This window comes from Candidatus Eremiobacterota bacterium (genome assembly GCA_031082125.1).
GTDB lineage: Bacteria > Vulcanimicrobiota > CADAWZ01 > CADAWZ01 > Ess09-12 > Ess09-12.
On sequence record JAVHLM010000015.1, the window covers coordinates 136936 to 162824 of the forward strand.

General features: G+C 55.2%; 21 protein-coding genes and 1 other RNA gene. 11 read left to right on the plus strand and 11 right to left on the minus strand.

What is annotated here, in order from left to right:
- Positions 1-2: 2 nt before the first annotated feature.
- The 3 genes from RDV48_17160 (at position 3) to RDV48_17170 (ending at position 3046) form a co-directional block, all read left to right on the plus strand.
- Positions 3-950: a hypothetical protein gene (locus tag RDV48_17160; GenBank protein MDQ7824535.1), complete on the plus strand. Its 948-nt coding sequence runs from the start codon at positions 3-5 to the stop codon at positions 948-950.
- 30 nt (positions 951-980) lie between these two features.
- On the plus strand, positions 981-1361 hold the full coding sequence (locus RDV48_17165; protein MDQ7824536.1) for a hypothetical protein: 381 nt from the start codon (positions 981-983) through the stop codon (positions 1359-1361).
- Positions 1362-1423: 62 nt separating this feature from the next.
- The gene (locus tag RDV48_17170; GenBank protein MDQ7824537.1) at positions 1424-3046 is read left to right on the plus strand and encodes a hypothetical protein; all 1623 of its coding nucleotides are present in this window, start codon (positions 1424-1426) and stop codon (positions 3044-3046) included.
- A 2-nt stretch (positions 3047-3048) separates the two neighbouring features.
- Here the strand turns inward: RDV48_17170 and RDV48_17175 are convergent, their stop codons facing one another.
- Genes RDV48_17175 through RDV48_17185 form a run of 3 tightly spaced genes read right to left on the minus strand, consistent with a single transcriptional unit; the run spans position 3049 to position 4449 of the window.
- The gene (locus RDV48_17175; GenBank protein ID MDQ7824538.1) at positions 3049-3663 is read right to left on the minus strand and encodes a hypothetical protein; all 615 of its coding nucleotides are present in this window, start codon (positions 3661-3663) and stop codon (positions 3049-3051) included.
- The gene (locus RDV48_17180; protein ID MDQ7824539.1) at positions 3647-4054 is read right to left on the minus strand and encodes a prepilin-type N-terminal cleavage/methylation domain-containing protein; all 408 of its coding nucleotides are present in this window, start codon (positions 4052-4054) and stop codon (positions 3647-3649) included. Before RDV48_17180 ends, RDV48_17175 begins: the two co-directional genes overlap by 17 nt.
- Positions 4039-4449, minus strand: a complete 411-nt coding sequence (locus RDV48_17185) for a hypothetical protein (GenBank protein MDQ7824540.1) — start codon at positions 4447-4449, stop codon at positions 4039-4041. The genes RDV48_17180 and RDV48_17185 overlap by 16 nt, the downstream gene beginning before the upstream one ends.
- Before the next feature lie 166 nt (positions 4450-4615).
- Between RDV48_17185 and RDV48_17190 the strand changes: the two genes are divergently transcribed.
- On the plus strand, positions 4616-6871 hold the full coding sequence (locus RDV48_17190; protein MDQ7824541.1) for a hypothetical protein: 2256 nt from the start codon (positions 4616-4618) through the stop codon (positions 6869-6871).
- Positions 6872-6946: 75 nt separating this feature from the next.
- Here RDV48_17190 and RDV48_17195 read toward each other — a convergent pair whose 3' ends face one another.
- Both RDV48_17195 and RDV48_17200 read right to left on the minus strand, forming a co-directional pair.
- On the minus strand, positions 6947-9535 hold the full coding sequence (locus RDV48_17195; protein ID MDQ7824542.1) for a VIT domain-containing protein: 2589 nt from the start codon (positions 9533-9535) through the stop codon (positions 6947-6949).
- 19 nt (positions 9536-9554) lie between these two features.
- Positions 9555-10058 carry a MerR family transcriptional regulator gene (locus tag RDV48_17200; GenBank protein ID MDQ7824543.1) on the minus strand — a complete coding sequence of 168 codons (504 nt, stop codon included), beginning with the start codon at positions 10056-10058 and terminating at the stop codon, positions 9555-9557.
- Between the two features lie 116 nt (positions 10059-10174).
- On the opposite strand from RDV48_17200, the gene RDV48_17205 reads away from it, so the two are divergent.
- From RDV48_17205 to RDV48_17235, 7 genes are all read left to right on the plus strand, one after another.
- A complete protein-coding gene (locus RDV48_17205) occupies positions 10175-10606 on the plus strand; it encodes a hypothetical protein (GenBank protein MDQ7824544.1) in 432 nt (143 codons plus the stop codon).
- 53 nt (positions 10607-10659) lie between these two features.
- On the plus strand, positions 10660-14529 hold the full coding sequence (locus tag RDV48_17210) for a CHAT domain-containing tetratricopeptide repeat protein (GenBank protein ID MDQ7824545.1): 3870 nt from the start codon (positions 10660-10662) through the stop codon (positions 14527-14529).
- Positions 14530-14587: 58 nt separating this feature from the next.
- Positions 14588-15025, plus strand: a complete 438-nt coding sequence (locus RDV48_17215) for a hypothetical protein (protein ID MDQ7824546.1) — start codon at positions 14588-14590, stop codon at positions 15023-15025.
- A 41-nt stretch (positions 15026-15066) separates the two neighbouring features.
- Complete coding sequence (locus RDV48_17220) at positions 15067-16182, plus strand: MBL fold metallo-hydrolase (protein MDQ7824547.1); 1116 nt, start codon at positions 15067-15069, stop codon at positions 16180-16182.
- Between the two features lie 98 nt (positions 16183-16280).
- Positions 16281-17588, plus strand: a complete 1308-nt coding sequence (locus RDV48_17225) for a hypothetical protein (GenBank protein ID MDQ7824548.1) — start codon at positions 16281-16283, stop codon at positions 17586-17588.
- Between the two features lie 117 nt (positions 17589-17705).
- Positions 17706-17981, plus strand: coding sequence for a hypothetical protein (locus RDV48_17230; protein ID MDQ7824549.1), 276 nt, complete (start codon positions 17706-17708; stop codon positions 17979-17981).
- Between the two features lie 8 nt (positions 17982-17989).
- Entirely contained in the window at positions 17990-18661 is a 672-nt protein-coding gene (locus RDV48_17235; GenBank protein ID MDQ7824550.1) for a protease inhibitor I42 family protein, read from the plus strand.
- A gap of 4 nt (positions 18662-18665) precedes the next feature.
- On the opposite strand, the gene RDV48_17240 is transcribed toward RDV48_17235, so the two are convergent.
- The 6 genes from RDV48_17240 to ssrS form a co-directional block, all read right to left on the minus strand.
- Complete coding sequence (locus tag RDV48_17240) at positions 18666-23402, minus strand: tetratricopeptide repeat protein (GenBank protein ID MDQ7824551.1); 4737 nt, start codon at positions 23400-23402, stop codon at positions 18666-18668.
- Positions 23403-23434: 32 nt separating this feature from the next.
- Complete coding sequence (locus RDV48_17245; protein ID MDQ7824552.1) at positions 23435-23854, minus strand: hypothetical protein; 420 nt, start codon at positions 23852-23854, stop codon at positions 23435-23437.
- Between the two features lie 63 nt (positions 23855-23917).
- Positions 23918-24745, minus strand: a complete 828-nt coding sequence (locus tag RDV48_17250) for an alpha/beta fold hydrolase (GenBank protein ID MDQ7824553.1) — start codon at positions 24743-24745, stop codon at positions 23918-23920.
- Positions 24732-25010 carry a hypothetical protein gene (locus RDV48_17255; protein MDQ7824554.1) on the minus strand — a complete coding sequence of 93 codons (279 nt, stop codon included), beginning with the start codon at positions 25008-25010 and terminating at the stop codon, positions 24732-24734. The genes RDV48_17250 and RDV48_17255 overlap by 14 nt, the downstream gene beginning before the upstream one ends.
- Before the next feature lie 7 nt (positions 25011-25017).
- Complete coding sequence (locus tag RDV48_17260) at positions 25018-25509, minus strand: hypothetical protein (GenBank protein MDQ7824555.1); 492 nt, start codon at positions 25507-25509, stop codon at positions 25018-25020.
- Positions 25510-25563: 54 nt separating this feature from the next.
- Positions 25564-25748, minus strand: a non-coding RNA gene (ssrS, locus tag RDV48_17265) — 6S RNA.
- Positions 25749-25889 lie beyond the last annotated feature (141 nt).

A 25889-nucleotide genomic window follows, 5' to 3' on the forward strand; every position in this document is an offset into this window, starting at 1 on the left:
TCATGGTCATTATGCTGTTGCATTCATTACCCGGCGCGTGGAGTGTTGAAGGGAGCGAGCGTCGCTTCATCATAAGAAAGTCTGCCGTTGCGCACTGCAAGAGGGGCCCGGCGCGCTGTGCGAAATGCGCTGCCGCCCAGGAAAGGAGATACTGCCTCCTGGAGCTTCTTCCACCCGGTGAAGCCCAGCGGCGCGTCATCGAGGTAGTGATTGACGGGAAAAAGCAGTTCTGCGAATATGAAACCACCAGGATCTTTTCCTCTCTTCCCGAGGCGCAGGCATACGCGGCACAGCATGGCATCACCGATGTGAAGTGGGAGGATGAAGACCTGGTGAGTGTGAAGCACCAGGATGATCCCTGCCTCAGTGCCATAGCCGCTGCCCTCCCCGCGGGCTGGAAGCTCTGGATTGACGAGGACCGCCTTATGGTAGAGCGGAGCGACCCCGTGTGGGTCCTTGCGGGAAACAGGATCAATGCGCCTGCGGAAAAACCGGAAGAAAGGGAGGCGCGCATCAGGAAATATGGGAAAAAAGCGCTCTGTGGCTTCATTTTCAGGCTTGAGCCCCGCTGGAGCGCTGAGAAGCTGAAAAGCATCACCGCGCAGAATGACAAAATCAAGGAAGCCCTGAAAGCTCTCCCTGAGAAATACGGCATCATAAAGCTCTATGATGCCGCCCTAAGCAGGAAGGGCGAGCCGGTCTACGCCGGGAAGACTGAAGAGGAGAAAAAGCTCGTGGCTTCCTTTATTAAGGAGCAAAGCACTCTTTCGGCGGCGCAGCAGAAGCTCCCCGATTATGAAACCCGCTGGTACAGTCTCTTCCTGGAATCAGAGGAGGGGCAGGATGACGGCTTTCACCAGGTTTTTCCCGGCGCGGCCCCGGTGGAGCTCGGGAAAGTCCAGGAGCTTTTTATCAAGCATGCGGAAAGAGGGGCAAGACAGGGAGAATAATACCCAGGGTTTATAAAGAAGGAGGTTTCCATGAAAAAGATTCTTTTACTGCTGTCGGTCATTATGGTGATTTTTCTCGCAGGTGCGGCATCTGGCCAGGACAAGTTCTACGATTTCCGCATGGGGCCTTACCCCGTTGATGGCGGGAACACGCTGGAGTTCAGCTTCCCCTCTGAGACCATGGATACCCTTTACTGCTTCAACCTCAAGGAGTGGAAAGGAACGCGCCCCGCAAAGTGCAGGCTCACCGTCAAGCTTTACAACAGGAGCAAGGTGCTGATGGCCACGGGGGAGAGCGTCTCCATCACCAGCGCCTATCCTTCCTTCGGCTCAATAGCCTTCAGGGGCATCACGAGGGAACTGGCGAAAGACGTGGCGTATTTCACCTATGCCGTGGCGGAGAGCCAGTAAGGTGGCTTTGGCTGCCTGCGGCATGGTATAATAAGCATAAGACCAAACCGGGAGGGTAGGCTATGGGCAGAGGGAAAATTCTCATTATTTCCCTCTGCCTTTTTATTCTTTCATACACAAGCCCGGCATTCCCTGACACGACATGGAGTGAGTGGCCTTATACGGACACCGTGCTCTACAAGGGCAATTTCGCCGCAAAGACACAGATCTCCGGCGGCACTGCCACCATTGACGGCACTTCGACGGCACTTCGCGCCCTCGGGCTGAATCTGATTGTATTCGCGGATATGGGATCGGGTCATAACCTGCGCACGTGGCTTCTTACCAAGGGGGAGGCCTACTATGTGAGTGATAAGACCTTCGCTCTATTTCCCGGCTTCACGTGGACGGGCAACGCCGATGAGCCCTCCGTGGCGGTTCTCAGCACCAAGGGAATCTGCTCGAGCACAGACAACGAGCAGCCTCCCTTCATGGGGAAATCCTTCGTGACCAATGAAGAGCCTTACGCTTATCTTGCCGCCGTGGGAGACGGAAACCACCTTGGCGGCGGAACTCCTGATGACGCTGACCATGGCATAGTCGATGACCTGGCATATTTCAAAGAAAAGCTGGACGGCTACCTGCAGAGTAATCCGGGCACCAGCAATATCGTTGCCATGGCATTTCTTGTCGGTCTCATGGACGGCATTTTCGCGGCAAGCGACAAAGACGGCATGTCCTTCAAGAACAAGCTGCCCTACGAGATCCATCCTTATTGGACACCGCAGGTGAAAACGCTCAATGGCTTCAATTCCTGGCTTAAAGGCAGCAGCGGGCAGGGCGGTCTCTGCTTTTTTACCATGCCATGGCCCGCCGGCGCCACGGCGGAGTATTTCAGGCAGAAATATGACGCCAGCTCAGGCCTCAGGGATATGATGGCCGGCTGTGATGTCACATCTATTGACGGCACCGGGAGGCTCTCAGTCTCGGAGGGCACCTACAGGAACGTGCTTGCGGGGATGTGGAGGGTATTCCCCGTATTTGGATTCCACACCGCGAGCACTTCCGGGAATGTAGCAGCCTATATGGGAATGTGGCTTGAGAAGGATTACATGGACGCCATCCCCACGCCGCGGCGAGAGTTCTATGAGACCATCGATGCCCTGGCAGCCCTCCTGGAGCACTTGAGGACTTCCAGGCGCGTCTACATAAGCTCTTTTATCGTTTCCGGCCAGCAGAGCTCCCTGAAGCTCCAGCTCAAGGATTATTCCTCCGGCTCCGTCATTGCCACGATGGGAGAGAGCAGGGATCTGCAGGGGCCCGTGAAAGCCGAGCTCACCGTAGACTACAGTGCCAATACTCCCAAGGACAATCTCTACCTGGACGGCGCCTCTTTCGTGGTGGTCTATGAATATGCCCCGGGGCAGCTCGCGGCAAAGGAGGTCTCATGCACGGGGCTCCACTCGCCCATGAGAAATTATTTTTTCGACCGCCACAGGGACAAGGAGGTCAAGAACAGGACCTTTTTCCGCATCTTCGATGATATATCCCGCTACCGCTGTATATACGGAAAGGCCGTTTACCATCGGCCCGATATCACGGGCCTTCAAAATGCGAGGGATTTATACGAGGTGAAAAAGCGGGTGGGCGTCTCGAATACCTATACGGCCTTCACGGCGCCCATATGGATGAAGACTTACCCGTAGCCTTACTGCCTCATGCGCACTTTTGACCAGAGATACATACCCGAGCCCTGGTAGCCGGGGGCGTCCAGAGATTTCATAGCGAACCGAACCGTGTGGGGCGAGAGGGGATTCAGGGCAGGATTGGTTATGATGGAGGGATCCTGGGGCTGCACCCTGTCTTCCCAGGTAAAGGTGAGGAGCTCAATTTTTTTCCCAATATCCTTGCTTTCCAGCGCTACCCAGGTCTCGGGGAGCTCGGCATTGAATGTTGAATAATCATAGAGCGATCTCACGACGGACTGCCTTGCCATGTCATGGGAGTATGATACCGCGTATATCATGCCGTTCTGAACGATTCTGAGGGTAAGTACGCTTGTAGTGAGCGGGGTTTCATTCATGGATATAAGGGAGGGCCTCGGAACGACAATCTCCTCTCCCCCCCTTATATCCTTGGTGAGGGCATACGATACAATCCTTACCTGCGTGAGGAGGTACAGGCGCTCATCGCTCCCCCTGAAAGTGCGCAGGGCCCTGGTGACAAGGGTGTAGCAGGCGCCCATGAAAAGGAGAAGAAGCAGGCAGGCAATCAGCACCTCTGCGAGGCTCACTCCCCGGGGCCGTCTAAAAGTTGTTCTCAATGTTGCCTCCCGCCCCTTTCAAGGCATCGTAGCGCATGATGGTCACCGATCCTCCATCCCTCATTTTTGAGACCTCTACGGAAATCTGGATAAGAGAAGGCTTGTTCTGAAAGGCTGTTTTCGTGACCCTGAAGAAAAGCGAAGGGTATTCGGTAAAGGAGCTTTCCTCGACAGGTGCCACGTGGGCGGGGAGCAACAGGACCTCCTCGAGCTTGGCCTGCCCGAGAAAGATAGCTGCGGTGAGGTCCTTCGTGCGGCTTATCTCCTGCATCCCCAGCGGGAAGAGGTACATGATGGCGATAATGCCGATGGTGAATATCACCATGGCAATGAGCACCTCGGTAAGGCTGAATCCCCTCCCTGAGGAGCGCTTAATTATTCCACGCGCCATGACAGTATCTCTCCTGATGTGCTTATTGTGGCCCTAATGGTGACCACGCCATTTCTGGAAAAGAGAGAATCGTTGAGGGTCCGCCGCAGCATCCCCCTCGAGATGAGAGCCAGGTTACCGCCTGCGTCTATCACGTCAACTTCTACATAACCAGAGGGGAATTCAAGGGGGAAGGTCCCTGCCGGGGGGGATCCTGAAGGCCAGTTGACCCGATCATAAATGCAGTATTCAATGCCGGCCTCGGCAAGGTAGTAAAGCTGGTTGCGGCGGGCCACATCGCTTGTGAAGATCAGGTGCTGGTCGCAGTAGAATCTATAAGTGAGGCCCAGCAGGAAGAGAAATACAAGGATGAGAAGGGCGGTGAGAAGGGCTATCCCCGGGCGTCTTCTTCTCATGGCAGAGCAAATCCCCCCCGATCGGTCGCTGAGGTATAAGACTTCGCCCGCAGATGCCATGATTCCTCGCAGTTCCGGACCATGCAGAATTCCCTGCCCTGATGCAATATTTTTCATGCTCATGCGCCTATCTCTGCAGTCAGAAAAATTCAAGGGAGGATAAGCCATGATAAGGAAAATCACTGCCATGATCATCGCCCTGCTGGCCGCCGTGATAATGACGGCATCAGTCCCTCAAGCCTGGGGAGAGGAGAATGTCTCTGGCGGAACCGTCACCCTGCCTCTCCAGACCTTTCTGAACCTCACCAAGAAGCCGCCTTCTCCGGGCGGTGCTCCCACAGCCCCGAAGGCACCAGGCGAGACCCTGCCGGTCAGGTATATCTTCACAAGCGGCCGCTATGCCGTCACGGCAACGCCGTGGAACGCCCGTGTGGAGGGAGATATCTCCCTGGTCATCTACGGCTCGGGATGGGTTGAAGTGCCTTTTGTGAAAAAAAGCGTGGCCATAAGCAGCGTCCAGCTTGACGGCAATGAGCTGCCCCTCTTTGTAAAGGATGGAAACTATTGCTTCATGGGAAAAGGCGAGGGCACCCACAGCCTCAAGGTGGCCTTTTATGTGAACACATCCAAAAATAGCAACACGACTTCCATAGCTTTCGCGGTCCCCCAGACAACGGTGTCCAATATCGATGCCGTGGTGCCCATGACGAGGGCCCAGGTGTCGATAGCATCAGCTATAATCAAGTCGCAATATGAGAAGAACGGGAAAACGGTTGTTGAGGCAACGATCCCTTCGGCAGAAAATGATGTCGTTATCTCGTGGACTCCCAAAGCGGTCATACCGTCGGTGATAAAGGCCGCAAAAAACGAGAGACCGAAACTCTATGCCGTCATCGACACGATTCTCTCGGTGAAACAGGACGCCATCACCGCCACGAGCTTCATCAACTACTCCATACTTTATAACAAGGTGAGCCAGTTCTCATTTGCAATCCCCAAGGGTGCAGGCATAGTGAACGTGAGCGGCGCGAATTTCCTTAACTGGGAAAAGAAAGAGGGAAAAGATGAGGATGTGATCAGCGTCCTTCTCTCATCGGGTGTCGAGGGCTCATACACGCTCACCGTGGAATATGAAAAGCCAATCGGGAAGATTAACAGCACATGGCCCCTGCCGCAGCTCAGCCTCCTGGGCGTGGAGCGCCAGAAGGGCACTTTCGGCTGCCTCTCCGAGGATAACATTGAGATCACCATGGCGGGCCTCCAGGGCGCAGGGAGGATCGACGAGAAGGACCTCCCTCTCGAAGTGAGAAATAAGGCGGCAAAGCCAATCCTGCTGGCTTTCAAATACCAGGCCATTCCCTGCCAGATCTCCCTTGAAACGAGGAAACTGGACGAGGTGCCTGTGCTTGCCACCACCATTGACATTGCCAGGGCCATTACCGTGGTAAACGATGAAGGGACTGGCATCACCACCCTGACCTACGAGATGAGGAACAATGAGAAGCAGTACCTCGATCTCACCCTTCCTCTCCGCAGCAGGCTCCTTGGCGCCTTCGTAAACAACCTGCCGGTGAAGCCTGTAAAAGGCAAGGGCGATGCCGTCAAGATCCCCCTCCTGAAGTCAAAAGGGGAGGGCGCAGCTGAGGCTTTCATCGTGGAGATCACCTACCTCACTGACCTGGGAGAGTTCAGGGGATTCACGGCCAAGAAGGTGCTTCCCCCCCTCTGCAGTATCCCCATATCGGATTTCTACTGGTCCCTCTACCTTCCCAGGGAGCAGCGCGTGCTCAGGTTCGGTGGAACGATGCAGCTTGTCACCGAGTCCGACGTCCGTATGGTCACTGAGAGGGTAAGCGCACCTGGCGACCTTCAGCAGAATGAAGCCGCCATGGAAAAGAAATGCATGAAGGAGGAATCAGAAATAAGTGTTGCGGGAAAAGACAAGTTACAGATGAAGCCCTCAATTGCAAGGCAGCGTGACTTTGAGGGAGCCACCCTGGCAAGGATCGACCAGGTAGTGTCGAGCAGCACCAAAGGAGTCAACCCCGTCAAGATAAGCATACCCCAGGCGGGAAGGCTCTACCGCTTCAACAAGCTCCTGGTCATTGACAGGAGCCCTGCCGTCATAGCATACTGCTACCAGAACTGGATATACTCGGCGCTTCTGCTGGTTTCCTTCGGCGCGGTGCTGGCCATGGGCGTGGCCCTGGCGAACCGCGGTGTCACAAGGAAAGCGGGTGCCATGGCGGTTCTTTCGCTTATAGTGCTCATCGCCGTCCGCACACACCTTGGAGAGTTCTTCAAGTACGGAATGACGGCATTCTTCCTGGCCTTTCTCTACTGGCTCTGGATCACTTACTCCGGGCAGGTTATCGACGCATTGAAGCTGAAGGCCGGTCGCAATGAGGCTGCGGCTTCATAAGGGCTCAATCATGGCTTGAATAAAAAAAGCCCTGGCCTCGACGGCCGGGGCTTTTCGATTTTCCCGGGAGGGCCTCTATATGGTTTCCTCCCAGAAGGCGCCTGCGGCATCAGGTGGTGCAGTGCCTTTGGCGCCGATATTTTTCAGGATAAGCTCGAGAGCCTTGTAATGCTTTTCAAAGAGGGCCGCAAGCGACTGGGGCTTCACACCCGGCACGGAAAGCGAGGCCACGAGCTCCACGGCCTCGGTGCGCAGGAACTTCATAAGCTCGGGAAGCTCATGGGCTCTCTCGTAGTCCCCAAGGATTTCCAGGAGAGCCTTGCGGGGCTTTTCCATGAGCTCGCCGTCGGGGAGCTGTCCTTTTTTAAGCTTTTGGAGGGCCTCCTCGACCGATTTCCTGTACTCCTCGAGGGCCTGGCCGAAGGGGATGGAGGGGGCCTTCTGCCTTTGCATCTGCGGTTTCTTCTCCATGGGCTCGGGCTTCGGCACGAGTTCATTCCTGACAGGGCTCGTGGACTTGCCTTTTGCGGCGATATCTCCTATTGTCTTCGCCATCCTTGAGATTGATTTCATAGGACCGGGCATTCCTTCAGCGGCTATCGCACCCTCAAAGCACTCATCCATCGCTGGGGAGAAGCACTCAGCTGCCGTTATCATCGGCATCGCTGCTGAGAGACTTGCCATGAAGCCCGGAGCAGGGGCACCTGCTCCCCTTGGCGCGCTTTGCTGCTTGAGCTTCATGTCCCACTGGTCCGGCATTTCCACGGGCTGCACCACCGTTCGCCGCGAGCCATCCTTGTTGACGATCTCGCTCTCATCGACGACGATGAATGCCGTGAAGCGAGAGAGGATGCTGTGGCCTGTAGATATGGCGATAATTTCCCTCTTTATCTCCTGCTGCCTCTGGGGCTCTATCCTGAATCGGTCTTCCAGGTCGGCAATGCGGGATCGCGCCCAGAGGGAAGAGAGGGCATGGAGGGGCAGTTCCTCGGGGGTTATGGTCTCCTCAAAGGAAGAGCCGTCGATATGGCGCCCCTTTACTTTCAGCGCTCCCACTGCCTTGTGGGTGAAATAGACGCAGGTTGCCTTCCCCGCAAAGAGATCGGCAACGGGGAAAGGTGCCAGCGACGCCCTGTCGGCCTGGGCACCTTCGTCGGCTATCGAGATGTCAGTTACTATGGGAGCGCCGATTTCGCGTCCTATGGTCCTGAGGGCTTTCTCGAGCGACTCTCCCGGCGCCACAAAGGCGGCGGTGCCTCCTCCAAGGCCGGCAAGCCTCTTCAGGAAGCCTTCGTTGACAGCGGTATCAATGCCCACCGTGAAGATCCGCGTGCTGCCGAGAGACTTCTGGATGGTCTTGAGGACCCGGGACTCATCGCCGATCTGCCCGTCGGTAAGGAGCACGATAAGGGGCAGGGCCGCCGATTCCTGCCGCGATGAAATCTTCGAGAGGGCATCGTTTACCGCCCGGTCAATCTCTGTTCCTCCGCGGCTGTCAATGCCGCGCAGGAACCTGTTCCCCTTCTCCTGTCCATCCTCGTCGGCATGGACGAAGCAGTGCACCTTGCCCTCGGCTGACTGCTCCATCCATTCCACCTTGTCGTCAAAGGCCAGGATGGCAAAGCGGTCCCTGGGCTCGAGGGTTGCCAGCAGGAGCGCGCAGGCCCTCGCTGCCGAGGCCATCTTGATGCCTTCCATCGAGCCGGAGCGGTCAAGGATGAATACGACATCACGGGCAAGGCCCCTGAAGCCTTCCCTGAGAGGAGGAACCAGTGAGATCATGCCGTACCGTTCTCCCTGAGCGCTCAGGGCCGTGATGAACCTGGTGGTGACTTTTTCGCCGGCGAGGCGCCAGCGAAGCACGAAGTCCCTGTTGAGGCGCTCGCTCTCGCGGGCGAGTTCCACGGTGATGGTGCCGTTATCGTTTGACGTCCTGGTGGCGTGCTGTGAGCACACCAGGTCGGCAAAGCCTTGTTCTCCCTTGTGTGAAGATGGCAGGAACTCCACCCTGATGCCGAGGCGCACGGCGGGATCCATCCCGGGGACAAGGCGCGGCGGGGTAATGCGGGAGGCGTCAGGCACCACGTCGGTGTCATCTTCAACACCCCGGCCCACCTGATCCCTTTCCAGGGGCGCCCCGGGGATATAGCGGGGCGCCACCACGAGAGGCAGCCTGATTTCCGTCGAGCCGTCCTCAAAGTAAGGGAGCCCCTCACAGTAGGTGATCTTGACGGAAATCTCCTCTCCGGGAGGCACGTTTCCCACCTGCACGGTGAACACATCATCGCGCTCCTTTTCCAGCAGAGCGGCCCTCTTGCCGTCACTGAGGGCCTTCTGGTAATCCCGGCGGGCCTCCTCGCGCTCCTTCACGACTCCCTTTATCACCCTGTCCTTCACCTTCATCTCGAAGGAAGTGACGGCGGCGCCCCCTGCGAGGGGAAAGATGTAGACCGCCTCCAGGTGCTCAGTGAAGGTATTCCTGAATACCTCTGTCACCGTCACCTCGGCGATACGCTCGGTGACGCATGCGGTGATATCCACCGAGGCAAGGGGAAGCGCCACTTTGCCGCCGGGAGTGCTGAGGGTGAGCATCCCGAGGGCCCTCTTGAGGGGCTCGCCTTTCAGCTCGAGAAGAGGGAGTTCTGTCTTTGTCGTTCCAGCCATGGTATGGGCTCCTTTCGCTTCAGCAAGAAGCATTTTTTAATGCGGCAAGGGCCGCTTTGAACCTTTGAAGCAGCAGTGAGGGGTCGCCCGGGGGCTCCCACCCTTTTTCCGCCACGATCTTGAAGCCGGGCTCAAGGATAATCTCCTGGAGCGAGATGACGGGGAGCGGCCGAGGACCTTCATCCTTCCGGGCCTCCTCGACGGCGGTGAGCATGGCCTCCAGCTCATCATTGCTCAGCCCGTAGAGTTTTTCCTGTATCCGGGAGAGGGGAAGTGCGAGGGCCTGGAGAGCCTTGACTGCCATGAGCTGGAGCACATGGCGTTTCCCGTAATGGGCGTGGCGGCCCGACTGGGAAGGCCTGTCAAGAAGGCCCAGCGTGGTATAGTACCTGATGGTCCTTGTATCGGGCACCGAGGAGACACGGTTGTCGGGGAGGCTCCTGTCAATGCCCCTTTTCCTCAGCAGGTTCTCCACTTCCCTTGAAAGCTCTTCTATGGTGAGGTGTCCATCTTGCAGGTTCATCTTGACAGTATTATAGCAAATTACTGTAAAACTGTCAAGATATGGGGAAAAGGTCCATTTCCCCGGGGGGAAGAATATTCATAGAGAAGAGTCAAGAAAAACAAGGCGGTGTCACAATGAAAAAGACCATGACATGGGGCGCAAGGGCGGCAGTGTTTTGCCTGGCGGCAATTCTGCTTTTTTCCCTCGGGGCGATGTGGGCGAAGGAGGGAGGGCTCAAGATAACGGTGAACAATGCCCCTTCAGAGATAACGCCCCTTGAGAGCGGCGGCACTCTTCTCGTGCCCCTCAGTTTTCCCATTGAAGAGGGAAAGAGCACATGGACTGTCACCATGGAATATGACAAGGCCAAGGGGACCCTCAATATCCAGAAGACCCTCTACAAGGAGAAGCTCCGCGGCGATACGAAATGCCAGCGCTGTGACGGCACGGGGAAGTGCCAGGCATGCTACCCCGCGGGATCGGGGAAGAATGCCGTTGGCAATCCATGTTACATCTGCGACGGCACGGGGAAATGCTTTTACTGCAACGGTGAGGGGAAATACTGAGAATAAGGGAAGAGCAGCCACCTGGCAGGCTCGAGAGAAGACGATAGGTGAGAATGGTGAAAAGAGTCTTTCTTGAGGGAATAATTCTCTTTCTCATCTTGGCGGGAATGGCTCCTCTGCAGGCAGGAGAGCCGGCAGGGGGCCTTGAGAAGGGCATTCTCTGCCTTAAAAAGAGCCAGTACGCCGAATGCCGGAGAGAGCTTGATGGGGCGATCAGGATCGCCAGGGGAAAAAAGGACAGAGCGGCAGAGGCGAAAGCGCTTCTCTGGCGTGCCCGCCTTTCCTTCGAGCTCTGCCTTTATGACAGCCTCTTCCGGGATGCCTCCGACGCAGAGCGGATCTTCACCGCCATGGGAAACAGCGAGGGAATTGCTTCCGGCCGTATCCTCACCGCATGGTATTATCTTTCAAAAGACAGGCGCGCAGAGGCCTGGAAAGTCCTTGAGGAGGTCTCCGGGCTGAAAGACAGCTCGCCTGAGAATGCGGCGGATTATTATCTCCTGAGAGGAAGGCTTTTAATCGCGCGCGAGGCTTACGACATGGCGGGGAAGAACTTTGAAGAGGCGTCGAAGCGAGCCGCGGCCTGCGGCGACAGGGAGCGCTCTCTGCTGGCGGCATTGGGAGCCGCGCGGCTTGCCTCTGCTGAAAAAAAATTTGAAAAGGCTCATCAGGCCTGCACCACAGCAATGGACGATGCCAGAGAGTCAGGGAGGCCGTATCTTGCGGCGCTGCTTCTCCAGGCACAGGCCGAGGTGAGCCGGGCGGAAAACCGCACCGACGAGGCCATGGTAGATTTCTTCTCTGCTGCGGTCATGTTTGAGAATCTCGGGAATAAAGGCAAGGCAGCCCAGGTAAACCTCCAGCTTGCCGATCTCTTCCAGGGCCTCAGCAGGTGGGATAAGGCTACACTTTACGGCAGAAAGGCCCTCTCGCTTTACCAGTCATCCCACGATTACTATGGCACGCTCATCTCATGCTATGCTCTTATCTCACAGATTTACACGACGGAGGATAAATCCGGTTTAGAGCCCCTGCTTGCTCAGATGAGAGAGGCCTCCGCCAGGTGCACAGATCCCCGGGACAGGGCCTGGGAAAAGCAGCTCGAGGGGAATTTCACTGCCTACCTCAAGAATGACAGAATTGCATCACTCTCCCTTTATAAGGAGAGCGTTGATCTCTACAGGGCATGCGGCGATAAAAGAGGCCTTCTCAAGAGCCTCATGGCAGAGGCAGGCGTCCTGAGTTTCCTTGCACGTTACAATCAAGCGATAAAGCTTTACCGGGAGGCGCTTGCTCTTTCTACATCGCTTCCTCCCCTGCCGGAGGGCGATGACAGGGAGTTTTTCCATTTCCAGAGCCCCGGTGCGATAAGTGCGAAGATAGGTGACACCCTTCTCATGCAGTCAATGTACCGGGACGCCCTGGAGTATTATGACAAAGCCATTGCCTTCAACGAAGGCGATACCCATACCTTTGACAGGATTCAGAACCGTTTCGGCGCCATTATCGTGTCTATCGCCACCTATGATCTGGAGCGGGCAGAGAAAGATATCAGGACATCACTCAGTGAGATCAAGACTCTCACAAAGCCCCCCCAGAGAGCTGTCTCATATTATCTCATCTCAACCGCTCTGTCCATGTCCAGAAGCTCCCAGGGGATAAAAGGTTATTCCCGCTTCACCTCGATGAAGGAATCGGTGAGCGGGGAGCTCATGAAAAAGATCTTTTCCGATCCTCTTCTTCGCGAGCAGGTGCTCAGCGGCTACAGGGACTGGATTGCCTATGCCCACGAGAAGAAAAGCAAGCTGGATGAAGGGATGGCCCACCTTTTCCTCGGTTTTTTCTATTTTTCAGGGGGGAGGAATGATGAAGCCATCACCTATTATGGAAAAGCCAGGGAGCTCTTCATGCAGGGAGGCGCCCCCATGTGGGAGCAGATGGGCTATATTTACATGTCCCAGCTCTACATGGAAGAAGGGAAGAAGAGAGAAGCCCTGAGGCTCCTGAAAGAGGCGGTAAGCTCCAAGGGACCAGGCCTGCAGCCTGACATGAAAATGAGTTTTCTTTGCACAATGGCCGCGCTGGCGCGGGACATCGAGGGGCCGGAGAAAGCCCTCCATTATTACCGTGAAGCCCTCGACGAGGCGAAGAAACAGCAGAATCCAAGGCTTGTCCCCCATATCCTGGTGGGGATGAGCAATAAATACCACGAGATGGGGAATTACCAGGAATCGAGCAGGTGCAGTAATGAAGCGCTCTCTTTGCTGAAAGAATCGGGGAGCAGGATGATTGCCGCGCTTGCCAGCTTTTACCTGGGGAGAGATGCCGAGGCGCTTGGCAGGGATGAAGAGGCCATTGCCTTTTACCGGCGGGCAATGGATGGCTTCAGAGCGATCGGGAGCATTTACGACGAGAGAGATACGGTGCTGAAGCTCGGCGGTCTCCTCGAAAAAAAGGGGAGCGCGAGTGAAGCGCTTGCCCTTTACCGGGAGATGATAAAAGAACTCTCTGACATGACCCGGCGTGACCTGACAGGGCAGAAGGCAGGCAGGGGAGATGCCCAGGTAAAGGAGCTTTTTGAGAGGACTCTCGCGATTCTGATAAAGAACGGCAAATATGATGAAGCATTAAGCTGTTTTAACCTCTCGGCAACTTTTGACGTTGCCGGTAATATTGACCTTGTGAAGTTCTCTAAAAATGATGAAAAACTCAAGAAACTGCTGGAAAGGATGCAATCGCTGGGCTCCGCGATGAAGACCATCCAGAGTGATCTTGAAAATGTAGATGATAAGAAACGGACTGATTTTCTCTCGGGAATTCTCGCGAAGACCCGCCAGGAGTTCTTTGCCGTGATCAACGAGATCAGGGAGAAAAACCCTGACTATGAGCAGTTTCTCTCCATGCAGGGAGCCGATCTCGCGGCGCTGCAGCCCATCATTCCCCAGGATACACTCCTTCTCCAGTATTACCCGGCCAGGGAGGCCCTCTATATTTTCCTCGTGGACAGGGCCCGCTTTTCCATAAGAAAAGTGGAAGTGCCCCGTGAGCAGCTTTATTCACTCGTGAGGCAGTTCAGGGAGGAACTCTTCTCGCGCCGTCACGGTGCCTTCCCGGGGAAGAGCCGTGCTCACCTTTACCGTTATCTCCTTGCGCCTGTGAAGGATGAGATAGCAAAGAAGAAACAGCTTGAAGTGATCCCCGGCGGCCTCCTATGGTACATTCCCTTTGAAGTGCTTGGCGATGAGGGAAAACCGAGTCTCATCGAGGAAATTTCGGTAGGATACCTCTATTCTTCAGATATAACAAAGCTTTTTGGCGCATCAAAAGGAGCATCTGTTTCACCTTCAAGCCTCCTCGCCTTTGGGGCTCCCGCTGGATCTGATGTGCCCTCGTCACTCCAGGAGGTGCAGGATATCGGAAAGATTTTCAGCTCTTCCAGGATCTACCATGGCAGCGAGGCAACAAAGGAGCGCTTCACAAGGGAGGCACCCTCGGCTTCGATTATACACCTTGCCACTCACAGCAGCCTCAACAGAGATGATATCAATAAGTCATATATCCAGTTCTCAGGAGGCGAGGGAAAGCTCTACCTCGGAGACATATATGGGCTCCAGGTTCCCGGGGCGTCAATAGTGGTCCTCAGTTCGTGCGAGAGCGCCCTGGGGGATGAGAACCCGGGGAGGGAATATGCAAGCCTTGCATCGGCCTTCGCCATCGCGGGAAGCCCCTCGGTAATCGCTTCTCTCTGGCGGGTAGAGGACAAGGGAACGGCTCTCCTGTTCAGGGAGTTCTATTCGGGCCTCAAGGAAGGCCTTGGCAGGTCAGAGGCCCTCAGGAGGGCGAAGATATCACTGATGGGCAAAAAAGACACGGCCTCCCCCTTTTACTGGGCAGGTTTCATCCTGTTGGGCGACTGGCGCTGAAGAGGAGGGAGGGAGAGGCGGTGAAAGGGAGAATAGGTGAAATGAGGAGGTGATTGTCATGGTGAAATTGTTCCACAGGTATGGCCTGATTCTGATTCTTCTCGCAGTCCTTGCAGGGGCTCTGATCTTCTCTCTCAATGGTGCTGCCGCGAAGGGAAAATCCCCCGCGGTCTTTATCAACAGCGCGGCTTCCGCCATTGTTCCCGTTGAGTCAGGGGGCTCCCTTTTCCTTCCCCTCAACTTTCCCCTCGAGGAGGGGAAGAGCACATGGACTGTCACCCTTGACTATAACAAGGAGAAAGGGACCGTCAATGTGCAGAAATCCCTGGCAAAGGAGAAGCTCCGAGGTGACACGAAATGCTCGCGCTGCGGCGGTTCCGGCAAGTGCCAGTCCTGCTACCCCGCGGGGTCAGGCAAGAGCATCAATGACGGTGTCTGCAACGGTTGCGACGGAAACGGGAAATGCTTTTACTGCAACGGTGCGGGAAGCTATTGACAGGGAGTCCGGGAGCCAGAATTTGTGAGAGGTGTACCGCAATGAAAACACTCCAGTTGAACAGCCATTACTGCCAGACCTACCTTGTCGGTGAAGAGGGCTCAAGGAAGGCTATACTCATCGACCCGGTTCTGGATGGTGTTGACTCATACCTTGCCTTCCTTGAGAAAGAAGGGCTCGCCCTCAGTCATGTTATTGACACCCATACCCATGCCGATCATATCTCCGGCGCCGCAGTCCTTGCCGACAGGACAGGCTGTCTGTACCTCATGCACAGCAGGTCGCCCGCACCCTGTGCAACCATGCGCCTTCATGACGGCTCTGAATTCAAGGTGGGGGCCCTCACCGCCAGGGTGATCCATACACCGGGTCATACCAGGGATTCCATCTGCCTGGTCTTTCCTGACAGGATTTTTACCGGCGACACGCTCTTCCTTGATGACGGCGGCGCAGGAAGGGATGACCTTCCCGGCGGTGACGCCGGGGGGCACTGGGACAGCCTGGAGAAAATCAGGGCTCTCCCGGGCCACCTGGTGGTATATCCTGCCCACGAATACAGGAACAGGAAGCCCTCGACCCTCAACGAGCAGAAGGAGCGCAATCCCCATTTCAAAAGAAGAACAAGGGAGGAGTTTATCAGTTTTGTCGAGGACCTGAAGCTTGGCCCGGCCGACTGGATGAAGGAGGTTCTCGCCGCCAACGCCACATGCGCCCGTGATCCCGGCAAGGTATGGATTCCTGCCGATCTCCCCTCGTGCGAGGTGAAAGGCACGCTGGAGAAAAATGTCAACGAGCAGGAAGTGCTCACCCTGTCTGCCGCTGATCTCAAGGAGAAGCTTGAGAGAGGGGAGACCCCCTTTCTTCTAGATGTCCGTGAAGCCCGGGAGCTTACAGGCGGAACGGGACACCTCACCGGCATAGTGCATATCCCCATAGGATCGCTGGCCAGGCGCCTCGGCGAGCTTGACCATGCGAAAGAGAGGGAGATTCTGACGATATGCCATTCGGGAGGAAGAGCCCACACGGCGGCGCAGATGCTTGCCCTAGCGGGGTTCCACAAGGTGAGGAAGCTGGAAGGCGGCATGATGGCCTGGCACAATGAAGGCTATACAGCGCTCTATACGGCGCCAGACCATGAAAAGTCTGCTGAAAATTAACATTTTTTTAACACAGGGCACATATACTTCCCCGGCGCAATGATATATCATAGAGAGGGAATCTCCAGACCAAGGTGTTCCAGGGAGGATATGCTTATATGGACAGCAAGCCGATAATAAGTGGTTTTACTCCTTTGCAGGGGGCCCCGCCTCTTCAGGGCATCTCACCCCAGAAAACACTGCCTGCAATAGAGCCGCTCCACGAGGAGACTTCGCAGGCGCCCGGCGATTCCGTCGATATCAAGCTTCCGTCGGCAAAGGCGGAAAAGACTGAGAAGCGGGAAAAACCTGCCGCGAAGGAGGTAAAGGCCGAGGCTCCCCGTGCCCCTGTCCCTTCTCCGTACGAAGTCCTTTCATCGCTCTCCCTGCCTGCAACGCAGAATGCGGTGGTAGCGGGAAGTGCAGCCAACCCCACCTCGATAGCGCTTTTTGACGAGTTCTCCGATGTGAGCAGCAAGGATGCGCCCCTCGTTGCAAGGCTGAGCCAGGAACTGGCCGCACAGCCAGGTCTTGCTCTCACGATTGAGAAGTATCTTGGCGATTCATCACACCCGATGAATATCGTGGCATCACTCCGGGATCCGGAGAGAAGAGAAGCGGTCATCGCCGAGCTTAAGGACATGGCATCCAAGAAGCCTCTCTCAAGCGAGGAGCTCAGGACCGAAGTGGACAGGCACTTTGATCCTTCAAGGCCCCTCATGCGCTCGAATGATGCCGAGTTTAATATTGACACCGCAAGCGGCCAGAAGAAATCGGAGCTCCTCAAAGAGAAGCTTCTTGCCAGGGACAGCCTCCTTTACTCCACGGGCGACAAGCCTTCACCTGAGCAGTTCAGCGCTCTCGATGAGCATGCCGGCAGACTGAGGAAGGATATCATGCCGGCCCTTGTCAGGGAGCTCAACGCTGTCGTTGAGGGAATGCCCAGGGAGCAAGGCTATCCCGACATAAACGCGAGGGCCAAGAGAGCGGACGGCATAGTGGACAAGATCCACCGCATGAGGGAGGGAAATGACGGGAAGGCCCCGCGGCCGGATTACTGCCTCGCCGATATGCCCGATGCCGTGGGCGGGAGGATCACCGTGAGGACCCCCCAGCAACTCGAGCAGGTCATGGTGCGCCTTGAAGAGCGTTTCGGCAAGGAGAACATCCATGAGAAAGACAGCTTCTATTCAAATCCCAAGAAGAAATACAGCCCTTACCGGGTTCTCACCTACACGGTGACCGTGGACGGCGTACCCTGCGAGGTGCAGCTCACGACATTGAAAGCGAGCCTGGCGGCCGATCTCTGGCATAACACGGGCTACAAGAACCTCCATCCCGATCTTCCCAGATCCGTGCTGGACTCCCTGAGCGGGATGCAGAGGGCCGTCGCTGCAGAGGAGCACAGGCAGATCTGCTCCACCTGACGCAGAGAGCGCCTGGCCAGAAACCATTGAGCGGCAAGTCCATCGGGGTTCCAGAAACTCCCGAGCTCTCTATGAACTTCAGTGGGAATAGTGTTATTATAGATAAAAGGGGAGAATATGAGTGAACCTGGCGTGAAACCACAAAAGGGATGGGTTTATGTAATAAGGCTCGGCATGAAAGACGGTACTGCATGGTACCCCGTGATGGTGAAGGAAGGTCAGGAAGGGTGGGAAAAAGACCTTGACGAGGCCGAGCAGTACTTTGAAAAGACTTACAAGGGCAGGGGATTCGTAACGGTCCATTATGCCGAGAATGTCTATTCCGCAGGGGTGAACGACGTGGAAAACCTCCTTGAATGGAAAGTTTTCAAAGAGAAGCATTATATCACCTAGGAGGTTTTATGGTCAGGGCCTTTTATCTGGCATTCCTGGCTGCAGTCATTCTTGTCCTGATGCAGGCCCTTCCTGCCGCAGCAGAAGGAGAGGGGGGAAAGCCCATGGGGAAGCCTCTTGCAGTGGAAGAGGGAAAAGAGTTCAGCATTACACTGGAATCGAAGGAAGCCGCGGGGTTCCGCTGGTTCCTGTGGAGCCCTCTCAATGAGAAGATAGTGAAGCTCGTCAGCTCGCACCCTGAGAAGGGAGCCGGAGGGCGGGAAATATGGACTTTCCGCGCCGTGGGCAGGGGAGAGACCTCCATTCATTTAAAATACGTTCGTGCCCGGCAGGACACACCAGGGGAAGATTCCACCGCCACCTTCGTGGTCTTTGTGGAGGCTTCCGAAAAGCCGCTCCAGGCCGAGGCCGGGAAAGAGTTCACCATCACGGTTCCTTCCAACGAGACGACAGGTTACAAGTGGGAGCTTGACGGCCCGCTGGATGAAAAGCTGGTTACCTTCGTGAAATCAGAGTATCTTGAGCCCCGGGATCCCAAACCGGGGGCAGGAGGCTCAGAGGCATGGACCTTCAGGGCGCAGCGGAAAGGCCTGGTGTCAATTTCCCTTAAATACGTGAGGCCCTGGGAGAAGAATAAGCCTCCTGCAAAGCAGAAGACCTTCACGATCCAGATCAGATAACCCGCTAAAAATTATCGTCAAGCCTCTGGTAGTGGAGCACATGGAGGGGCTCAGTGAATTCAAGCCCGAAATTCAGGGGCAGATCAAATGGAATCTCGCTTTCGTCCATAAGCGGGAGTCCTGCAAGGGAAACGGTCTCCTCCTCGAGGCAGTCCTTCCATTTCTGGTAAATATCGCCGCTCTTTCCCTCGAGTGCCTGAAGGGCTTTTTCCGACGCGTTCCTGTCGCCCTGCAGCTTGAAGAGCACCGCCCTTCCTATAATGGCGTCGGTCAGGTCAGGTTGAAGCGAGAGGGCCTTGTTGAAATATCTTTCTGTGCCCATGACCTTTTTGAGGTGAAGGGACAGCACTCCCAGGTTATACCAGGCCCACCCCTTCTTCTCACCGGTCTCGCCGGCCTTGGACAGGCTCTCGAAGCTCTCGGCGATCTTTTTCTGCTCAAACTCTATGAGGCCCCGCTGGGTCCACCCATAGAAATCGAAGGGCACGTAATAAAGGGCCTTCACGATGCTCCGGTATGCCTCGTCAAGGTTTCCCCGCTTCCGGTACGCGGCGCCGCGGCACATCCAGGCATAACCGTTTTCAGTGTCGATCCTCAGGGCCCTCTCTGCATAGTGGAGGGCCTCGGCAAATTTCCCCCGCTTGAGGCAGAATATTCCCAGGTTGGACCAGCCCTTGGTGAAGCGGTTCTGGATATCGAGGGCTTTTCTGAAGTAGCTCTCCGAGGTTTCGTAATCGTTCACCTGGAAGCATGTGGCGCCGAGGAGGAGCCATATCTGGGGATCAAGGGGGTAATGGACAAGAAACTTCTCGAACTGGGAGAGGGCCTCGTTGTAACGGTGCATCATGTAGCAGGATATTCCTTTCCCTATCAGGCCTGGACCGTTGAGGGGATCAAGGGAGAGTATGTTCTCAAAATATTCAAGGGCCTTTTCGGGAAGGTGTGCCGTGAGGTGAAGGGCGCCGGCGCCTTTCTGCAGGTGGATGTTGTCGGCCTTAGAGGCAAGGCCGTCCTTCATCACGGTAAGGGCCTCATGGAGCTTTCCAGAGCTTGCGAGCGATCGTGCCCTCAGCTGGTGGAGCAGCACGGAGTAGTGAGTGAGGTGGTAGAGGCTTGAATAAAAGCCGATGAATTTCCCGAAATTTCCGAACTCCACGAAAATCTGGGCCTTCTTGATGGTGAGCAGGGACGATGCCGGCTTGAGCTTGATGGCTTCCTCGATAAGCCTCGTGGATTCCTTTTCATTTTTTGCCTCTATCTGAAGGTTCGCCGAGAGGTAAAGGCCGATTACGGCGGCGTTGTCCATCTCCGAGAGCTTCTTGTAAATGCGCAGGGCTTCCTGCGTCTTTCCCGAGAGCTCGTCACATTTTGCCGTCCCCAGCACCGCAAAAGGGTTTGAAGCGCTGTAGTGAAGGCTCCTTGCAAAAAATTTAGATGCCCTCTCGTGCCTTTTCAGATACACGGCCAGGATCCCCCTGAGGTTCCAGTAAAGGGCGCTCTTTTTTGAGAGGGTCCACCTGTTGATGAAATTCTCCAGGAGTTCGATGGTAAGCAGGTAAAGCTCCTCCTCCTTCTGGTTCTCTATAAGGTAGCTGAAATATGCAAGCCATGAATAGGGGTTCTGGGGAAGGAGGCCTATCCACCGGTGATAGTAGTCTTCAAGAGTCCCCGGATCAATATCCTGAGGCGCGCTGAGAATCCTGTACTTATAGTAGCCCGGTGAATAGGGAGACATGGTGGCAAAGGTGCTGAAGCACTGCTCGGCTTTCTCATTCTTTCCCATGGTTTTCAGCAGCTTTCCCATGCATAACCAGCAGCAGGCCATGGAGGGGTCAAACTTGAGGGCCTGCTGAAAGGACTCAAGTGCCTGGTTTTCATCGCCCCTCCTCATTTTTCTGAGGCCCCGCACAAACCAGTCGCCGGCCGTTGACGGCGGTTTCGCCTCTTTCTTGAAGAGCCCTCCCAGGAACCCCTTTTTGTCCTCGCGGGCTTTTTTTGCAGCCTCGTTCTCTTTCTGCGTCACGTCCAGGAAGTTGCGGGCCTCCTGGAAGTCATCCCTGAGGAGAAGGGCCTGCTCGCAGGAAAAGCAGGTGTCGTCATAAGCTTCCGCCATTTTTTGGATGCGGGCGAGAAGATACCACAGATCTGCATCAGCCTTGATGGCTATCTTGTCCTTGAGGTGGGTGATGGCGTCATCGATATCGCAGAAAGTAGCGAGCAGGGTGTGAGGATCGCCGTAAAGCTTTTTTTCCTCAATGGGGCGGTATCTTGTGATTGCCTGGATGATTTTTTCCTTTTCCCCGTTCCAGTAGGAAGCTGAGTCCGATATGAGGCCCGCATCCCTGTTGGAAATATCCTGCGAAAGGATCTGGGAGCATACCGAGAGCGCTTTTTTAAAATACCCCATACTCAGGTGGATCCTTGCCATTTCCAGCATTATGGGGATATCGCTGAGGCCTTCGCTCAGTGCCTGCTTCAGGCATTGAAGTGCACGCTCGCGGAGGGTCATCTCGGCAAGGAGCCTCGCATTGCCGAGATAACCGCCGCTGAATTTCCTGTCGAGCTGGAGAGCCTTGTAATAGCTGGCGCGGGCCTTGTCATAATTCTTGAGCTCACGGTAGTTGTTCCCTATCTTCACATTGGTTTCAGGATCCTGGGGAGAGAGGGTGAGGGCTTTCTGGTAATGGTTTATCGACTCCTGGTAAAATCCAAGACGGTACAGGGCTTCTCCCCTTGCGATCCACGCATTGACAAAGCGGGGATTGATTTCGATGGCTTTGGAGAAGCACTCATCGGCTTCCTGAACCATCTGGTACTCCAGCAGGACATTGCCTTTCTCCGTAAGGAGCTCTTCATTCTCGGGGAAAAGCGCGAGGGCCCTGTTGAAGCACTCGAGGGCTCTTTTCCTGTGGCCCATGCGGGCCAGGACCTTTCCCTTGCTGGTGAAAACCTCTGCCCTTGTAGGGTTCAGCTCTAGGGCGAAGTCAAAGCAGTTAAATGCCTCCTCGACGGCTTCAAGGGCAAGAAGGGCCTCGCCCTTGTAATACCAGGACTCCCAGTTTTCGGGATCTTTCTGCATGGCGTCGTTGAAGCACTGGAGAGCTTCCTCAAACTTCTTGAGCTCCAGGAGGGAGCGGCCTTTCATGATGAGGGCCTTTATTGACTCCTCATTGATGATGATAGCCTGATCAAAGGTGATCACCGCCTCACGGTGCCTTCCAAGTGAGGCGAGGGAAATACCCTTATTGATCCAGTCATCCTCGGAGAAAATGTCCTCGGTCTCCTCGAGCGCGTAAGGGGTGCCAAAAGTCTCTTCATACACTTTTTCAAGCCTTTCCTTGATGGTGAAAAAGCTGTCAAAGCGCTCCTCGGGGTTCTTTTTCACGCAGGTGAGCAGGATCTCGCCGAGGGAATGGGGGATCTCGGTATTGTAATAATCCGGTGATTCAGGCTCCTTGAAGAGGTGGTTCTGCACCACCTCCGAGGGATCCTCGTTGAAGAAGGGATTGAAGCCTGTCAGCATCATGTAGAGCACTATGCCAAAGGCATAGATATCGGTCTTTACGCTCGAGGACTTGAGATCAGTGAAAAGCTCCGGCGCCATGAAAGGCAGAGTCCCTGCCATCGAGGTAGAAGAGCTTGTTACCTTCTTGCCACCATCCTTGAGGGAGATGACAAGCGGCTCGCCTTCTACGGGATTGTCATCAAATATTTTTCCCAGGCCGAAATCTGAGATCTTGAGAATCCCATCCCTGGTTATGAGGCAGTTTGAAGGCTTGATGTCCCTGTGGATAAGGCCCAGCTTACGGAATGCGTAATGCATTCCGTCACAGAACTGCATGGCGAAGCTCAGGGCCTGCTTGAGGATGAGAGGGCCCTTTTTCAGCTCATCCTCAAGGTTGGAGCCCTGCACATACTCAAGGAATATGCAGGGCTTCCCCTGTACGATCCTTACCAGCTTTGCCTGCACGATATGGGGATGGCGTTCCAGGTTGATCCAGATCGCCGCCTCCTTGATGAACTGATTGATGACCCGCTCATTCCAGAGGTAACGCTGCTGGTAGGTCTTGAGGGCGAAAAAGGCCACCTCCTCGGGATCAAAGACCACATAGACGATTCCCATCCCGCCTTTCATGATCTGCTGGACGGTGTATTTTCCCTCTATTATGGCGCCCTCTTTCCACTTCTCCTCCTCTGTGGAGGGCTTTTGCACCTTTCTGAGATCCTCGGTGATCGCCTCGATTGAGGGCGCTTTTTTGGCGCTCCCTTCGGGCATTGCCTCGACAATCTGGGCGCAGTAAGCCCCCGCGTCCTGGATCGTGGAAAAGACGGGGAGAAAGATTATGCTGCTTTGTATGCACTCGACAAGAGGCCTGTCAATATAAGCTCTCTCCAGTCTCGAGCAGATCTCCTCGGCGATCCATTTGAAGCTCTTTTCGAAAATATCAACAGTCCTTGGAGTGACATAGTTCTTCCTGGAAGTGCTGTCATGGCTCTCCTTTGCCGTGAAGGTGAAGAGGCGGGGATTGATCTTTGTGCCGTCAATATGGTAGAAGCCCTCCATCCCCCTTACCTTCAGAATAAGCAGGGGGGGCTCTTCCCTGCTGAAGGTCTTCACCTTCACGGCAAAGGCATGGGTGATGTCTATCCAGCGGAATGAAAATTCCCCGTAGTCAAGGGTGACATTGGCACTCTCGTAGCTGCCGTTCAGCAGCGCGATCCGGGTAAACTTAATCTCCATAGTACACCATTCAGCTCTGTCCCAATGCGGTATTATTCATCAAGAAAGCCGGAAGGTGAAGGCATCTGGCATGGAGTGCCGTCGATGGTATAGAGAAGCTGGCCTGTGTAAGCATTCCATCCTGCCTCGGTGACACCCCCCGTGTCCGGCAGAAGCTCAAGTGAGGTCTCAATGGCGACGGTGTGCTCAGGATCTTCCTGGGTATCATTCCTGTCTTGAAAAGTGAAGAGAAGAAAGCGATATCTGTTTCCATTTGTCTTGACGGGGATGTAGTAAAGCACGTCATGGAAGAGATCCAGGTGGGAATCCAGCATCTTCCGGGAGTCATTGGCATAACATTCAATGACAAGAGTTGATGAATCCTTTTCAAAGTAGCCTGCAAGCTCCATGTCCAATTCCGGATGGGTCTCGTAAAGCTTCTTAAGGCCTTCATCAATCATTGCCTGTTCCATGCCGAACCTCCTCAGCGAAGCCACCAAGCATGCCGCTCATATGCTATATTTACTCTGCCGGGGTTATTTACCTGCATTGCCCCTTATTTTTCTTGTTTTCTCATCAGGCCTGCCCGGGCCCGAGAGAAATTCCCCAAGCATCCTGTTGAATTCTCCAGGTTTATCAACCTGCGGAGAATGGCCGCCGCCCTTTATGAGCCATACGGGGGCTCCGCCCATAAGCCGCGAGAGGATCCAGGCGTGGTTGATCGAGGTGATACGGTCCTGGTCGCCCCAGATAATGAGAGCGGGCTTGCTGAATGATGCAAGGGCGCCCTTCATGTCATAGCTCCTGAGTGCCTCATTGGCCGTGCTGAATGTAATGCCGGCCTGGGCGAGGCTTTCATTCATAAGGGCTGTTATTTTCGTATCAGCTCCCGGAAAGACAAGGCGGGCATCTTCCACGGAAACACGGGGTGTTCCATCGGCCTTGATCCAGGTGGTGAGCGTGCTGAGAGTCTTTTCCAGCTCATTTTTATCTACCGAGGGAGTCCCCACAAGCACTATCCTCTCCACAAGTTCAGGAAATCTGGTGGCGCACTCAATGGCTACGACGCCGCCGAGGGAGTTGCCAACCAGGTGGACCCTGGTGAGGGAGAAGTGCCTGGCGATCTCCGCCACAGAGGCGACCAGCATCTCTATTGAAAAAGATGACGGCTTCTCGGAGCGGCCGTACCCGGGCAGGTCAGGGGCAATGACGCGGAATTTTCTCGCCATGGGGCCGATGGTCGAGGCCCAGCTTTCAAGGTCTCCCCCGTTGCCGTGGAGGAGTATCACGGGAAAACCTGTGCCCGACTCTTTGTAACGGACCCTCCCCATGGAAAGGGTGAGGAACTGCTCATGATGAATCATAATCACGTTTTAGACATTTTGCTCTCACTTTCCTCTCGCGGAAGATGGCAAGAAGGTAGGAAAAGGAGAGCCAGGCAATAATGAGGGAGAGCACTGTGTTGGTGGCGCTCACTGAAGAGCCCGTGATGCCCAGCACTGAAAGCTGGTAGGGGACCAGCAGGAGGGCGCCTGACAGGCCTCCCAGAGAGGAGAAAAAGGAGATGGCGAAGGAGTAGAGGAAAGGCCCCCAGGGAGAGACGGTGATATCGCTGGCGGGGAAGTGCATCAGTGACCTATTTCACGCGATCCTTGTAATCTCTCCTGGAGTCGAAGGAGGGGAAATCTTTTTTCTCATAGAGCACGATGCTCTTGGTTTTACCCAGGCTTATCCGGTAGGCATGGGTGTCCCCGGGGCAGCAGAAGGTGCATTCCTTGCCCTTCTCAAGCACCTTGTACGATGGTGAGTAACCGTTCTTTCCGGAGACGGAGCATGTGGGGATTGCTTTGATATAGCGCGGGACGAGGCTTTCGAGGCGAGGAGGGAAGGCATCCTTTTCCTCGTGATATTTCACCAGCGCTATTCTCAGCACCCTCTCGTTGTTCACGCACTGCTCCGTGTTGAAGAGGAAGATCACGGTAAAATACTCAACGACGAGAGCAAGGAGGATCAGCATGAAGGCGACTATCTTTAATTTCTTTACCGAGGCGAGAATAAGGCACATGACTATGAAAAATACCAGTGCTGCGGCAGTGCATACTGCCACTTCAAAGGGAGATGCGGTCATGATCTGCTCCTTTGAGTCTCCTCTTCTGTGACCGGAAGAAGAGGTATAATAGAAAACTTCCCCGCAAGAGCCGTAGATCCTTGATCATTGAACCTGCTTTCGCAGGTGGGAACCCCTCTGACCTCGCATATCAGGATTCCTGGCCGAAGCCTGGCATTCACACGTATGCGAGAGTTCCGCTCCCAATGTTCGGGTGTTGGCTCAAATCACCTTAGAACCCACGTACGCTGCAGGGAAGCTCTCATCCATATAATAGCACATCTATGGTGATGTTGCAAGTGAGCCGGCCGGGAGATTATCCCCGGCCTCCTGACACAGAGTTACTATGAGACCCCTGCACAATGAAATGCAATCTGTCAGCTTTGCTCCAAGCGCCTACT